General features: G+C 57.4%; 12 protein-coding genes and 1 pseudogene. 8 read left to right on the forward strand and 5 right to left on the reverse strand.

Going from position 1 to position 14,541, the window contains the following annotated elements:
• From X739_RS1000000170830 to X739_RS1000000167295, 8 genes and pseudogenes are all read left to right on the forward strand, one after another.
• Positions 1 to 159, forward strand: a pseudogene (locus X739_RS1000000170830) (capsular biosynthesis protein CpsI); the annotation flags it as partial.
• A 154-nt stretch (positions 160 to 313) separates the two neighbouring features.
• On the forward strand, positions 314 to 1,069 hold the full coding sequence (locus X739_RS139530; RefSeq protein WP_051410646.1) for a class I SAM-dependent methyltransferase: 756 nt from the start codon (positions 314 to 316) through the stop codon (positions 1,067 to 1,069).
• Between the two features lie 249 nt (positions 1,070 to 1,318).
• Positions 1,319 to 2,200 (forward strand): glucose-1-phosphate thymidylyltransferase RfbA, encoded by an 882-nt coding sequence (rfbA, locus tag X739_RS139525; RefSeq protein WP_023796054.1) that lies wholly within the window; start codon positions 1,319 to 1,321, stop codon positions 2,198 to 2,200.
• Positions 2,201 to 2,755, forward strand: a complete 555-nt coding sequence (rfbC, locus tag X739_RS139520; protein WP_023796055.1) for a dTDP-4-dehydrorhamnose 3,5-epimerase — start codon at positions 2,201 to 2,203, stop codon at positions 2,753 to 2,755.
• A gap of 25 nt (positions 2,756 to 2,780) precedes the next feature.
• Positions 2,781 to 3,851: a dTDP-glucose 4,6-dehydratase gene (rfbB, locus tag X739_RS139515; RefSeq protein ID WP_023796056.1), complete on the forward strand. Its 1,071-nt coding sequence runs from the start codon at positions 2,781 to 2,783 to the stop codon at positions 3,849 to 3,851.
• The gene (rfbD, locus tag X739_RS139510) at positions 3,848 to 4,735 is read left to right on the forward strand and encodes a dTDP-4-dehydrorhamnose reductase (RefSeq protein ID WP_023796057.1); all 888 of its coding nucleotides are present in this window, start codon (positions 3,848 to 3,850) and stop codon (positions 4,733 to 4,735) included. The genes rfbB and rfbD overlap by 4 nt, the downstream gene beginning before the upstream one ends.
• A 52-nt stretch (positions 4,736 to 4,787) precedes the next feature.
• Positions 4,788 to 8,009, forward strand: coding sequence for a glycosyltransferase (locus tag X739_RS1000000167290; protein WP_023796058.1), 3,222 nt, complete (start codon positions 4,788 to 4,790; stop codon positions 8,007 to 8,009).
• A gap of 122 nt (positions 8,010 to 8,131) precedes the next feature.
• Complete coding sequence (locus tag X739_RS1000000167295; RefSeq protein WP_051410644.1) at positions 8,132 to 8,917, forward strand: class I SAM-dependent methyltransferase; 786 nt, start codon at positions 8,132 to 8,134, stop codon at positions 8,915 to 8,917.
• A gap of 43 nt (positions 8,918 to 8,960) precedes the next feature.
• Here X739_RS1000000167295 and X739_RS139505 read toward each other — a convergent pair whose 3' ends face one another.
• From X739_RS139505 to X739_RS139485, 5 genes are all read right to left on the reverse strand, one after another.
• On the reverse strand, positions 8,961 to 9,797 hold the full coding sequence (locus X739_RS139505; RefSeq protein WP_198026174.1) for a class I SAM-dependent methyltransferase: 837 nt from the start codon (positions 9,795 to 9,797) through the stop codon (positions 8,961 to 8,963).
• Positions 9,798 to 10,041: 244 nt separating this feature from the next.
• Positions 10,042 to 10,956: a YbhN family protein gene (locus tag X739_RS139500; RefSeq protein WP_023796062.1), complete on the reverse strand. Its 915-nt coding sequence runs from the start codon at positions 10,954 to 10,956 to the stop codon at positions 10,042 to 10,044.
• Entirely contained in the window at positions 10,943 to 11,929 is a 987-nt protein-coding gene (locus tag X739_RS139495; protein ID WP_031252478.1) for a glycosyltransferase family 2 protein, read from the reverse strand. Before X739_RS139495 ends, X739_RS139500 begins: the two co-directional genes overlap by 14 nt.
• Position 11,930: 1 nt before the next feature.
• Positions 11,931 to 12,629 carry a class I SAM-dependent methyltransferase gene (locus X739_RS139490; protein WP_245273955.1) on the reverse strand — a complete coding sequence of 233 codons (699 nt, stop codon included), beginning with the start codon at positions 12,627 to 12,629 and terminating at the stop codon, positions 11,931 to 11,933.
• Positions 12,626 to 14,362, reverse strand: a complete 1,737-nt coding sequence (locus X739_RS139485; protein ID WP_023796065.1) for a hypothetical protein — start codon at positions 14,360 to 14,362, stop codon at positions 12,626 to 12,628. The genes X739_RS139490 and X739_RS139485 overlap by 4 nt, the downstream gene beginning before the upstream one ends.
• Positions 14,363 to 14,541 lie beyond the last annotated feature (179 nt).

Genomic DNA, 14,541 nt, shown 5'->3' on the forward strand with positions numbered 1-14,541 from the left:
GTGATCGAGCTGCTGCCGCTGCAGGCCGGCGACGTGCCCGACACCTTCGCCGACACTTCGGCGCTGCAGGCGGCGGTCGGCTATCGCCCCCGCACCTCCGTCACCGAGGGGGTAGGGCGGTTCGTCGAGTGGTACCAGGATTTTTTTGGGCGGCGTTGAACGAGCCCTTGACCACGCAGGGGCCGGCTCTCAGTCGAAAGGAACAGGAACAAAAATATGTGCTAGTCTCCGCAGTCGTTAGACGGTGGGGATTGCCAAATTGGAAACCGACAAGCTGTTCGCGGGCTCGATCCCGGAAAACTACGACCGCTACATGGTGCCTTTGATTTTCGAGCAGTTCGCCGTAGATATTGCGCAACGAGCCGCCGCTCTATCGCCGGGCGCGGTCCTGGAAATTGCCGCGGGCACCGGCGTCGTCACCCGCGCATTGGCGCCAAGATTGTCCCTGGACGCAAGCTATGTTGTGACCGACCTGAGCCAGCCGATGCTCGACTACGCTGCCTCGCGACAAACTCCCGATAGCCGCATTGAATGGCGCCAGGCGGATGCGATGGCGCTGCCGTTCGAGGATGCCGCCTTCCACCTCCTGTGTTGTCAGTTCGGTGCGATGTTCTTTCCAAACCGCACCTCCGCCTACCGCGAAGCCAAGCGCGTCCTGAAACCGGGAGGACGGTTGTTGTTCAACGTATGGGATCGCATCGAGGAGAATGTGTTCGCCGATGACGTGACCAATGCGCTGGCGCGGATTTTTCCCGACGATCCCCCGCGCTTCCTAGCACGCACGCCGCACGGCTATCACGATAAGGCGCTGATCCGTCGAGATCTGGAGTCGGCGGGTTTTTCCGATGTCGAGATCGAGACGAGAGCCGAACAAAGCCGCGCATCCTCGCCGCGCCTTCCGGCCGTCGCTTATTGTCAGGGCACCATTCTTCGCAACGAAATCGAGGCCAGGGAGGCTGGAAGGCTGGACGCCGCAACCGACTACGCGGCATCCGCCATTGCCGACAGACATGGCAATGGCGAAGTTGCCGCCAAAATCCAGGCACATATAATCATGGCTGTGGCCTAAAACTGGAACGTCTGCCCTGCGCAATGGCCGCTGCCGGTCCTCGACAACGCCGAAAGTGCCATCAGTGGCCAAGGCCTCCGCCTTCCCAAGATGCGATCAGGCGGGTTCGGCCGAAGTGGAGGGCGCTGTCGATGGCTGGTATCCAACATGGCCAATGCGTTTGTTGTGTGCCGCATTGACAAGCCAATACATGAAACCTAAGCACAGGCAATCAAAGCCGGGGGGCTTTGGCATGTCGAGGAGAGCTTCTTGAAAGGAATTATCCTTGCTGGTGGCAGTGGAACGCGTCTTTATCCACTAACATTAGCAGTCTCTAAGCAAATTCTTCCCATTTACGACAAGCCGATGATCTATTATCCGCTGAGCGTTTTGATGCTCGCGGGAATAAGAGAGATTTTGATCATTTCGACGCCGCGTGATCTGCCGGCATTTCGTGACTTGCTCGGCGACGGATCGGACTTCGGGCTAGCACTGTCTTACGCCGAACAGCCGCAGCCCAATGGCCTCGCGGAAGCCTTCATCATCGGCCGCGATTTCATCGGCATGGACAGCGTGTCGATGATCCTGGGCGACAACATCTATTTTGGTGACGGGCTATCGCAGCTTTGCCGCGCCGCTGCATCGCGCCAGACAGGCGCTTCGGTGTTCGCCTACCATGTCGAGGATCCCGAACGTTATGGCGTGGTGTCCTTCGATAAGGCGACCGGGACCGCGCTGACGATCGAGGAAAAGCCGCAGAAGCCGAAGTCCAACTGGGCGGTCACGGGTCTGTATTTCTATGACAACCAGGTGGTCGACATCGCCCCGACCATACGCCCCTCGGCGCGCGGCGAGATCGAGATCACGGCGGTCAACAATGTCTATCTCGAGCGCGGCCAGCTTCATGTTCACCGATTGGGACGGGGCTATGCCTGGCTCGACACCGGCACGCATGACAGCCTGCACGAAGCCTCTTCCTTCGTGCGCACGATCGAGCACCGCCAGGGCATCAAGGTCGCCTGTCCGGAGGAAGTCGCCTTCGAACAAGGCTGGCTGAGCGCTGACGAGGTGTTGCAGCGTGCAGCTCGCCTGGGGAAGAACGAATACGCCGCCTATCTGCGCCGGCGTGTCGCCGATCTTTCGGAGGGCTAGATGCTGGAGGTGAGATCCCTGGGCATCGACGGGGTGCTGGAAATCGTTCCCAAACGCCATGGCGACGCGCGCGGTTTCTTCATGGAAACCTACAATGCCGAGCGGTTTTCGCAGGCCGGCATCGACCTAGTTTTCGTGCAGGACAACCACTCCTATTCCGCCGCCGCGGGCGTGCTGCGCGGGCTCCATTACCAGCTGGCGCCACGTGCCCAGGACAAGCTGCTGCGGGTGATCCGCGGCAGCATTCTCGATGTCGCGGTCGATATCCGCCGCGCCTCGAAAACCTTCGGAAAATGGGTCGCCCTCGAAGTGTCGGCGCAAAAAGGCAACCAGATCCTGGTGCCAAAGGGCTTCGCGCACGCCTTCGTCACGCTCGTGCCCGACACCGAGGTGCTGTACAAGGTGACCGACACCTATTCGCCGGAGCATGATCGATCGATCCGTTTCGACGATCCAGCCATCGGCATCGAGTGGCCGTCGCTGGCCGGCGGCTTCCAGCTTTCTGACAAGGACCTCAAGGCGCCGCTGCTCGCCGTCGCCGAGGTATTCGCCTGATGGGTGTTTGCGTGAGGACTGCGGTATGAATTTTCTGGTGACGGGCGGTGCCGGCTTCATCGGCTCGGCGGTATGCAGGCATTTGTGCGCCAACCCGGCCTACCGGGTGACAAATCTCGACAAGCTGACCTATGCGGGCAATCTGGCGTCGCTGCGGCCGATCGAGAACGCCCATAATTACAGCTTCGCTCAGGCTGACATCTGTGACGAGAGGGCGGTGCTCGACCTTCTGCGCCGGCACGACATCGATATCGTCATGAACCTGGCCGCCGAAAGCCATGTCGACCGCTCGATTGACGGACCGGGCGCCTTCATCGAGACCAACATCGTCGGCACCTACAAGATACTCAACGCCGCGCTGGAATACTGGCGTGGCCTGTCCGACGACAGGAAAAGCCGCTTCCGCTTCCATCACGTCTCCACCGACGAGGTGTTCGGCGACCTGCCTTTCGACGGCGGCATGTTCGTCGAGGAGACGCCCTACGCGCCGTCTTCGCCCTATTCCGCCTCGAAGGCGGCCTCGGACCATCTGGTGCGCGCCTGGCACGAGACCTACGGCCTGCCGGTTGTGCTTTCCAACTGTTCGAACAATTACGGCCCCTATCATTTCCCGGAAAAGCTTATCCCGCTCGTCATCCTCAACGCGCTCGACGAAAAGTCGCTGCCGGTCTATGGCGCCGGCGCCAATGTGCGCGACTGGCTGTTCGTCGAGGATCACGCGCGCGCCCTGGAGCTCGTCGCCACGAAAGGGCATCCGGGCGAGAGCTACAATGTCGGCGGCAATTCGGAACGCACCAACCTTGCCGTCGTCGAGACGATCTGCGATCTGCTTGACGCCAGGCGTCCGCGCGCCGGCGGCAGGCGCTATCGCGAGCTGATCTCCTTCGTCACCGACCGCCCCGGCCACGACCGCCGCTACGCCATCGACGCCACCAAGATAGGCCGCGAGCTCGGCTGGACACCCAGGGAGAATTTCGACAGCGGCCTGGCCAGGACCGTGGACTGGTTCCTCGAAAACAAATGGTGGTGGGGGCCGATCCGCGAACAGCGCTATGCCGGCGAAAGACTGGGCGAAGCGCGCAAGGTGGGCGCGTGAGGCTCCTCGTCACCGGACGCGACGGCCAGGTCGCGGCAAGCCTGCTCGCGGCCGGCCAGGCGCGCTCGGGCGTGGAGGTCGTCGCCATCGGCCGCCCGGAGCTCGACCTGGCACGACCCGACGCCATCATCGACGTCATCGCGGGTGCAAAGCCCGATATCGTCGTGTCGGCCGCCGCCTACACGGCCGTCGACCAGGCCGAGGACGAGCCCGATCTGGCCTTTGCGGTCAACGCGACCGGAGCCGGCAAGGTGGCGGAGGCCGCGGCGCGGCTGGGCGTTCCCGTCATCCATCTTTCGACCGACTATGTCTTCGACGGCAGTAAGGCCGGCGCCTATGTCGAGACGGATCCGACGTCGCCGCTCGGCGTCTACGGCGCCTCCAAGCTTGCCGGCGAACAGGCGGTGGCCGCCGCAAATCCGCGCCACCTGATCCTGCGCACCGCCTGGGTCTACAGCCCGTTCGGCAGGAATTTCGTGAAAACCATGCTGCGGCTCGCCGCCGACCGCGACGAGATATCGGTGGTATCGGATCAATGGGGAAACCCGACATCGGCGCTTGCTATCGCCGACGCGATCCTGCATGCGGCCGCGGTGCTGCACCGCAACAAGGACTTCGCCGCCTTCGGCACCTACCATCTGGCCGGCACGGGCGAGACCAACTGGAGCGGCTTTGCCCGTCATATCCTCGACACAAGCCTGAAGTTTGGTGGTCCCTGGGCGCGGGTACGGGATATCACAACGATGGACTACCCAACCAAGGCGCGCCGCCCTGTCAATTCCCGGCTATCGAGCGCGAAATTCGCGGGCGTGTTTGGGTGGGCTGCGCCGGATTGGCGGAAGTCGACGGAAGAGGTAGTGCGGCGGCTTCCTCGGCATGTTTGACGATGGCCTTGCCTTTGGGGACAACGCGTTTGCCTGGGCTTGAAAGACGGCGATGATTCCTTTCAATTCAACAGCGTTCCGGTTTCCTGACCTTGAGGCTCCGTCTGCATGGATCGAGCATGTTCCATTCATGTTCTGGCTTATAGATGCGTTCCGGCCACAGCGCTTCGTGGAGCTTGGCACGCATACAGGCGTCTCTTATTGTGCCGCCTGCCAAGCCATTGAACTGCTGGGTCTCTCCTGCAGTTGCCGCGCGATCGACACCTGGAAGGGTGATGAGCACGCGGGTTTTTACGATGAGGGCGTCTATGCCGGCCTTGCCACCTATCACGATGCAAAGTATACGGCCTTTTCGCGTCTAGTACGGTCGACTTTCGATGAGGCGGTTGGCCATTTCGAGGATGAAAGCATCGACCTGCTGCATATTGACGGTATGCACACCTATGACGCCGTCCGTCATGACTTCGAGACTTGGCGGCCGAAGCTTACGAAAAATGCCATTGTGCTCTTTCACGACACGAATGTACGTGAGCGCGATTTCGGAGTCTTTCGCCTTTGGGGCGAGGTCTCGGCGGGCCGACCTCATTTCGAGTTCCTGCATGGGCATGGCCTGGGTGTTTTGGGTATTGGCGACAGCTACCCGAAAGCGGTCCAGGCGCTTTTCGCTGCCGGTCAAAAGGATGATGGCCGGGAGGCTGTACGAACTGCCTTTGCCCATCTTGGCCAGGCAGTTGCCCTGCGCGGGAATACCGCCGCCGCGGTCGGGCAGGCGGAGGCGCAGTTTGCGTTGAACCGCCAAGAATGGCAGCGACAGCTAGAACAGCGTGAGAATGAGATGGAGATGGTCAGAACGAATCTTGCCGTGCGGGACCGGGACATTAAAGCGCTTGAAGATGAGGCGCGGGAGCGAGATCAGCAGATAGGCGCGTTGAAGCGCGAAATCGAATTGATTCGCGGCAGCCGGACTTGGCGTTATGGTTCGTTCGTGCGAGCAGTTGTGTCATTGCCGAACAAGGCCATGTTTTACACCGGACGGACCGTCACGCTGAGCGCACTCCATCATTTGGAAGGCGTGCCGTTAGGCAAGCGGGCAACGGAATGGACAGTAACTGGTGACGATCCGCAGTTCGAAATCCTTTCGCCTGGTTTCGGCCCCTTTGCTCCCGGGCATTATCGGCTCAGCATGCGAGTATCGACAAAATCGCATGGGTTTACTGACGCGCAGCTCTATGTCGACAGCGGTAAGGGATACAACGAAATCGAACGAATCGATTTGCATTTTCGTTCGAACGGCAAAGGCTCGGTCGTGGCCACGTTCTCGATTCACACTGGCGCCGAGAAACTGCGCGTCGATCCGAGCGACAGTACTGTCAAGATTGCTGTCGGCCGTGTGCGGCTTCGTCGGCTCGGCCGTATAGAACATTATGCTCAACTCGTCCGAAGAATCGCCACTCGCCACGCGAAAAGCCCTGCTTCCCTGGGATGGTCGGCGGCACGTGCCTTAAAAATCTTCAGGCAAGGCGGTCTCCGGGGATTTGCGGCCGCTCTCCGTTCGGCGGAAGCACGAGGCGCCCTGGGCAGCGTTACGTATGAAGGGTGGATTGCGCTCCATGATACGCCAACGGACCAAGACGTCGCGGATCTGAGCCGGTGGTTGGCTCAGTTGGAAAAGAAGCCGCTCATTTCGGTGCTCATGCCAGTTTACAATACACCGGAGAGACTCCTGCGGGAAGCGATCGAAAGCGTCCGCGCCCAGATTTATGAGAACTGGCAGCTGTGCATTGCGGACGATCGCTCGACGAAATCGCATGTGCGGCGCGTTTTGAACGAATATGCAAAACGAGATCCCCGCATCAAAGTCGTCCTGCGAGACGAGAACGGCCATATCTCGCGAGCATCCAATTCCGCTCTCGAGCTTGTCACTGGCGAATGGGTTGCTCTGCTCGACCATGACGATGTCCTGCGCCCATATGCGCTGGCCGAGGTCGTGCTGGAGGTCGATCGGCATCCTGATGCCGAACTGATCTATAGCGATGAAGACAAGATCGATTCGGAGGGCAGGCGCTACGATCCTTGTTTCAAGCCGGATTTCTCGCGCGAGCTTTTCCGGTCGCAGAACTATCTGAACCATCTCACCGTGCATCGGGCCGAAAACATTCGAGCCGTCGGCGGCTGGCGTCCCGGTTTCGAGGGCAGCCAGGACTATGATCTCAATTTGCGCATCTTCGAGCGTATTGCCCCCGATAAAATCCGGCACATCCCAAAAGTGCTCTACCATTGGCGTGCCGTGGAGGGTTCGACGGCGCTTGACGGTTCGCAAAAGAGCTACGCCTACACTGCCGGACTGCGTGCGCTGGAAGAACATGTCAAACGCGTGAATCTTACGGCAACAGCTGAAGATGCTCCGGATGCCCCATGCTACCGCCTTCGGTTCTCGGTACCCGAGCCTCAACCGCTTGTGAGCCTCATCATTCCAACGCGTGACAAGGTGGAACTCTTGCGTGGCTGCGTGGAGTCCATCCGCGAAAAGACCAACTATGGAAATTATGAAGTTCTCATCGTCGACAACGGCTCGGTTGAAGAGGAAACGCGCTCCTATTTCGGCGAGTTGAAGGAAGCGAAGAATGTCCGCGTGCTTCGCTACGACAAGCCATTCAACTATTCGGCGATCAACAATTTTGCTGTCGGAGAAGCAAAGGGATCGATCATCGGTCTCGTCAACAACGACATCGAGGTGATCTCGTCCGACTGGCTGACGGAAATGGTGTCCTGGGCCGTTCAGCCGGATGTGGGCTGCGTCGGTGCAAAGCTCTACTATGCTAATGATACGATTCAGCATGGTGGCGTAATCGTTGGGCTGGGTGGGGTCGCTTGTCATTCGCACAAGGACTTTCCGCGCGACCATCCGGGATATTTTTTCAGACTGAAGGTCCTGCAGAATCTCTCCGCAGTCACCGCGGCTTGTCTCCTGATCCGCAAAAGCGTGTTCGAAGAAGTCGGTGGCCTCAATGAGATCGACCTGACCGTCGCCTTCAACGATGTGGATCTCTGTCTGAAGGTTCGGGAAGCGGGTTATTCAAATGTCTGGACGCCCTACGCCGAGCTCTACCACCTGGAAAGCGTCTCGCGCGGCGTTGAGGATGCCCCGGAAAAAGTCGCACGATTCAACGGTGAAATTGCGTATATGCAAAAACGATGGAAGAAGGTCATCGCACGCGATCCCTTCTATTCACCGAACCTGACAAGAGGGCGTGAAGATTTCTCGCTGAGTTGATATCGGAAAAAATAGCAATGGCCGAATTTCAATTGTTCGAAATTACAGATCATGCCGGCATCTGGATTTCGATTGGCGTGCTCTTGCCCAATCAATGTGCGGCGTTGGCGAGATAAAATCAGATGCGACTCTTCAGGAAGTCTGTCCCAGCGCTTGAACCGCGCACGAGGAACATCACGTCAGCGCTGAACCTTGTCGGAAAAGGCGTTGAATACGGCCCGTTGCATGCCGCACTTTTACGGAAGCCGCATTACGACGTTTCCTACGTGGACTATGCTGATCGCACCTCTTTGGTGCAACATTATGCCAACGATCCCAACGTCGATGTCAGCCTGATCCCGGAAATCGACATCGTAACCGGCGGCAAGCTGATTTCTGAATTTCTCCCAAACGAGTCCGTGGACTACATCGTGGCCTCACACGTTATGGAGCATGTGCCCGACCTACTGGGCTGGCTCGAGGCTAATCTGTATGTGCTCAAACCCGGCGGTCGGATTGCCGTCGCGTTTCCGGACAAACGCTACTGCTTCGACTTGAAACGGAAAAGCACAATGGTTTCGGATCTCGTGGCGGCCTATCTCGAGAAACGAACGATGCCGAGCTTTCAGCAGATATGCGACCATTTCTGGAATATCAGCAAAGCTAACCCGGTAGATTGCTGGAATAAAACTATTACCGCTGAATCTAGTGAATATGTGATGGATAGAGGCAGTATTTTTGATGTGCTTATAGATCTGAAAAATAGAGGAGGTTACGTCGATACGCATTGTTGGGTTTTCGCGGATTTTGAGTTTGTTCAATGCATGAATTCAATAAGAAATATAATAAAAGGCTCATTCGACATCGTATCATACCATCCAACGCAGCCAAACACACTGGAATTCTATGTGACGCTCGGACGTATATAGCCAATTGACTGGAAAAGCGAAAAAATAGTTTCGCAAAACTATCTTACGCTTTGTTAGCCACCAAAGCTAATGCGGGACCGTTCGGATGTCCGGGGTGGTCGAACTCGATAGCCTCCACGGTGAAGCCGAAATGGGCGATCGCCCGCATAAGGGAATCCCGGGTAAGCCAAAACGCCCATGGCTTTGCACCGCCGCAGAAGCCGGCCCATTTGAGCGCCTCCTGGTAGTTGCGCTTGGCTACCGTATATGACTTGCCGCCAACCTTGATCTCGTACGGCTTCTCGAACTGCTTGGCCAGATTTGCTTGGGTACGCAACGCGTCTTCGTAGTAGTGCGTCCAAAGGAAGAATTTATTGGATACACGTGCGATGTTGCGCAGAAATTCGATAGGGTCGGTCATATGGTAAAGTATGCCTGACGCCAGGCATACGTCAAAGCGTTCGCTGGTTTCCTCCAAATACTTCATCGCGTCGCCGTAGAGGAACCGGGCACGGCTCAGGTCGAACATTTCCTTGACGCAGAGGCATTTCAGGTAGGATCGCGAATTGGCTTCCACTGCAAGTATCGCTTCCGCGCCCGCTTGATGCATCATGTAAGTGTGTCCCGCCTCCAGCGGTCCAAGTTCCAGAATGCGCTTGCCGGCGAATCCGCCAATGGTTTTCGAAAGCCAGTCAATGCGTGCGTCTTCAAACAGGGCGGCGCTGCCGGGACTCGTCGTCGCGCCGGCTGTTGTCGGAAATTTGGAAGACCACTCGTCTTTGAAAATATCAACGACATTCTGGGCGTTTGGTGCAGTCGCGACGTATGCGTCTAAAATGTCCATCATTTCCTCTAAAATCGATGCTGGGCGGACGTTAGCAGCCTGCGCAGCCCTCGTCACGCTGGCTCCCTCGCGGAGGAGCGTATGGCTGGATCTTAAAAACTTCAACTCGCGCCGCAGTCTAACGAGGTGTTCGTTGTCCGCGTCGACATCATTTGAATAGATACAGGGGGTAGCTCCAGTCGAATTGGATGTTAAGCGTCGCATTCGGATATCGGCGCCGAAAAGCTTCCAACCAACCTCTGTCGGCTGTCTCCTGAAGTGCGCCGAATTTATCGCGCTACAGTCACATCCACGCTATGCATTAATCTGATTCTGCGGTCCATTTTCGATAGCCAAACTCCCCAGCCGACAAGAGAACATCACCCAGAAGGGTGACAACCCGATGCGCAACTGCAACGGCGGTGGCCGCAGCCGCAGGTATGCCGACAGACGAAAGGCCGGCGATAAAAACCGCTTCTCTCACACCCAAACCGCCGGGAGCTCCCGGCACAATAAAACCAAGCAACCAACCGGCGGCCGAGACCCCGATCACCATCTTCCATTCAATCGTGGGTCCGTACAGCACATGGACAAGGAGGACGACGATGGAGCCATTGGCAAGGAAAAAAAGACCGTAGCATGCGACACTGATCGCAGCCATTGATAATGCAACGTGTTTTCGGGTCCGCTGGAAATATCGGCCCGCAACAAGGGGGGCGAGCATGAGGGCCGCCAGACCGGCACCAATATAGACTGCAGAAGCAAGATAGTGGCTTATTCCGTGGTCCTCACCGATTTTGAGCAGGAAAGAGAAGGAGAAAAGGAGTGCTACGCTTCCGGAAGCCAGGATCATCAAAATGATCTCCATCACCTGCGCGTAAGAAAGCGCATCCTTTGCGGCACCATATCGAGCCGCCAGGACAAAGCGCCCGACGAGATGGATTACGTTGGTTGGCAGATATTTGTAGACTTGGGTACGCGTGAAAACGCGTATTGCACGGACCGGAGAAATCGCCTTTTCTCCGACTGAAACCAAGAGAGTGAACCAAGCGAGCGCCACAAGCTGCAGAGCGAGTGCATAGAGAAGCGCACAGGCTACGATCATGACAGTGAACCGGGGACGCTGCAGCATCTCAGCGAGCTGATCGGCGTATCCGCAGACGGAGCGTATGACAAAGTATATTGCCGTAGCGGCAATCACAGCACCGCCGGCACGAATGATCTTAGAGTTCGACACGAGCGCCGATCGGCTTCACTGGCAGCCTGGCGTCGGAACTTGCAATCTCGGCGACAATGCCCGGGTCGCGATCGCCACGGGTCACAACAATCAACTCGGCGACCATGCCGAACAGCGTGAACTGCCCCCCGACGATCATCAAGAGCGTCGAAACAAGCAGCAACGGACGGCCGCCAATAGCTTCACCCTCAAACCACCGCGCGCACAGAAACAAGAAAATCACAAAGCCAATCGAGATGACGGCCACACCCAGACCGCCAAAAAGATGGCCGGGGCGCGAATTGAACTTCGTGATAGTCACGACTGTAAGCAAGTCCAGGAAGCCCTTCAGGAGGCGAGCAACCCCATATTTCGATTTTCCAAATCGGCGTGGGTGGTGCTGGACGACGATCTCACTGACCTTGAAACCAGTCGCATGGGCCAAGGCTGGAACGAAGCGATGCAGCTCACCATAGAGGCGAATGTTGTCAAAGACCTCTGAGCGATAGGCTTTGAAGCCGCAGTTGAAATCGTGCAGACTGACGCCGGTGACCTTCGCCGTCACTCGATTGAACAGCTTTGAAGGCAGCGTCTTGCCGAGCGGATCGTGGCGCACCTGCTTCCATCCCGAAACGACATCGAAGCCCGCTCGGATTTCGTCCAGAAAACGTGAAATTTCCTTCGGGTCATCTTGCAGGTCTCCATCCATAGTGACGATGACATTACCCGAAGCATTGGAGATCCCTGCCTGGAGCGCGGCTGCCTTGCCGAAATTCCTCCGAAGCCGAACGCCTTTTACGTGGGGGGAAGCCTTGGTGGCGCCCAGAATCTCCTTCCAGGTATTGTCCCGGCTCCCGTCGTCAACAAAGATGACCTCCTTGAGCGAGGCTTGCGCGACATCGATCTGCTCAAAGGCCGCCTCGATCTGGCAAATCAAAGCCTGGACAGTGTCTTGCTCATCCCTTACAGGCACCAGTATCGATACGGTCTGCACGTCAGGCCCTCTGCGTCAAAATGGAGGTCTGGCTGGGGAACGGCAATGCAGGGGCTAGCCCTCGTGTCACTCGCTCCTGCAGGCCGCAAGAATTGATGGCCTGCCGATATTCGGGCCTGTTACTGTTGTCGAACAGAATCATACCGCCCGGAGACAGGCGGCGAACCGATTTCGCCAAGCAGGAAACCCTTGCCCGGCCGTCGATCACAATAAGGTCGAAGGTGCCGTCGACTCGATCAATCGATGACACGTATTGATCGAACGAGCATTCCGCGTATCCTTCTCGATTGGACCTGGCCTTGCTGGAGGCGGAAGCGGCTACTGGCTCCACAACTCGAACGGCGATGTTGGGATAGGCGCCAAAAATGCCGCCCATAGTTTGCGCGAACGGAGCGTCATGCTCGACGGAATCGACAGAGCCGCTTCGTTTCGCCAACCAAACGGTACTGGCACCAGCCCCAAATTCGTAAACGCGAGCCTTGTGATTGCGCGAGGCCAGAAAAATGTTCACGGCATCAATCGCGGAGAATGTCCACCACGGCATGTCAAGCCGAACCAGGTCGACGCTGTCGTATATGCCGAACAGACTTCTGATCCAGAGGACAAAGCGGTTGTTCGATCGCTCCAACATCGCAAGTAATCCGCAGCGCTCAGCTACTTTCCTCGCGAATCTTATGACGCTTACATAGGTATTTTTCAAAACTGGAATCCAGCCTCAGATGCCTGTAATCTCGTCCACCCAGACGGCGCAAGCACAACAGCATATATCGATCGAGAAGCGGGGTTAACCGGCACACGTCGAAGATCCACGTAGCCACTCCAGCCATAGTCGTCACGCCCCCGCCCGAGGGCCTTTGCCACGTCCGGCCGATGCATTCCTCCCAATCCCAATCCCACGACCGTTCCCGTGCCGTCTAGGAAGGCAATGCAGCTGTAGGTAGAAAGAATATCGCTACCCAGCAGTGGGGGCCATTTGTTCGACGTGTCCGCGACCCAACCGGAGACGCGTCCCCACTGCGGATCTTGTATTTTGGACACGACATCGATGTAGCCCGTCAAGCTGTTTGGCTGGCTGCCGATCGCTATCTGCGCGCCGAGCGAGGGACAGCCAAAATTCCTGCCGTCGAACGGGACATGGTTGAACTTCTTCAGATCGTCCTCGATATCATAGTACTCAAACGGATGCGGCGTGACGTACTGCTGCATAAGGCTCGGGTCTTTGACACCGAGGGACAATGCCAATGTTACGAAGTCCTTCCCTTCAGCCCGGGCAAGGGCATCCATCAGCCGCGGCGTGCCGTTCACCAGAATCAGGGCGGCCGCGGCAGCGAACATGGCGATCGACAAGCAACGATTGAAAGCAGCGTCCGAAATTCGGCAAGAGATCACTCCAAACAGTCCAACCCAGAAAAGTGCCGGAATGGTCGCATATCTACTGGCCAGGGCTATGCCGTATCCTCCTGTTCCATAATTTGCTCTACCAATTGCCGCCAACCCGCTCGACATGACAGCATACGCCATTAATGTAATCCAAAAGGCTGATCGAAACCTGCTCTCGTCAGGCCGCAAAATGCAGGACCCAATCATCAGGACGGCTGCCGCAATTCCAACTATGCCAAGCCAAAATGCGGCCAATTGGGACGTCACGAGGCCGCCGCCGATGAATGTGAAGCAGAACAGAGCAATCTGTATCGGATTGAAACTGCGTTCAGCCTGTTGAACGGTGATGTTCATCAAGATGAACATCACGTAGGCCATGCCGATCGTGAAAATCACGATCCCAAGCCGCCTTGTTTTGTCTGCGCAGATCCCCTGTATGCCGACCGCACACAATGCAGTCAGGCCCGTGCTGTAAAATTGCGCGGCAATGGCAGCAAGAACTATCGCAGCGAGATAGCCAAACCGCCTATCGTTTTCGGCCGACTGCCAGAAAGCAAATGCAGCCAGCACAGTGAAGAGATTTGCGCCGATCCAGGCTACACCACTCATGCCAACGAAGAAATTATGTGCCGCGAGTGGACTGAACACAAATAGGGACACGGCTATCCCGATGACAAATGCTTCAAACCTGGACCGTGCAAAGAGCGAGAGTGCGCTTGAAAAAACCAACGCTATGAGAAGGGAGAAAGCGACAGCGATGACCGAGAGGCCGATATTGTCCCCGCCCGTAAGATGAAAATTCAGTAGATAAAATAGTTTCGCGCCGGCGACGATGTGCTCGCCTCCCCTTACATATAGGTCCGGCAGCGTCGGCAGCCTGTCCAGCGACCCGACGAGTGAAGTGAAAATGCTCCAATAATCAGCATCGGGAACACCCCTGGCCTGTACCGTCAGGAGGAGCGCAATTAGGAACAGCGCGAACGGACCAAAGGACGCAATCGCGAAAGCGGGGGTTGAACGGCTGATAGAGAGGGTACGAACGGTGGCCGACATCAGTCCTGCGTTTGCTGCGTGTTGCCTTGCGCTGGTGTAGGTGGCACCTCGCACACGCCGTCAGACTGTGCAACCAGAAATTTCGATGGATTGGCAGGCGAACTGATGGATAGATCCGGCGTGCGTCCGAAACGCCACAAGTAGGCGCCGCCAGAACGATCAGTCGTCGCGCAATGAAA

The sequence above is a fragment of the Mesorhizobium sp. LNHC209A00 genome (assembly GCF_000502915.1).
GTDB lineage: Bacteria > Pseudomonadota > Alphaproteobacteria > Rhizobiales > Rhizobiaceae > Mesorhizobium.

What these genes read in the sequence shown, in the direction of transcription:
- X739_RS1000000167295 (WP_051410644.1), top strand. Translation starts at nt 8,132, where the DNA reads ATGCGACTCTTCAGGAAGTCTGTCCCAGCGCTTGAACCGCGCACGAGG.
- rfbC (WP_023796055.1), top strand. Translation starts at nt 2,201, where the DNA reads ATGCTGGAGGTGAGATCCCTGGGCATCGACGGGGTGCTGGAAATCGTT.
- X739_RS139485 (WP_023796065.1), bottom strand. Translation starts at nt 14,362, where the DNA reads ATGTCGGCCACCGTTCGTACCCTCTCTATCAGCCGTTCAACCCCCGCT.
- X739_RS1000000167290 (WP_023796058.1), top strand. Translation starts at nt 4,788, where the DNA reads ATGATTCCTTTCAATTCAACAGCGTTCCGGTTTCCTGACCTTGAGGCT.
- rfbB (WP_023796056.1), top strand. Translation starts at nt 2,781, where the DNA reads ATGAATTTTCTGGTGACGGGCGGTGCCGGCTTCATCGGCTCGGCGGTA.
- X739_RS139530 (WP_051410646.1), top strand. Translation starts at nt 314, where the DNA reads ATGGTGCCTTTGATTTTCGAGCAGTTCGCCGTAGATATTGCGCAACGA.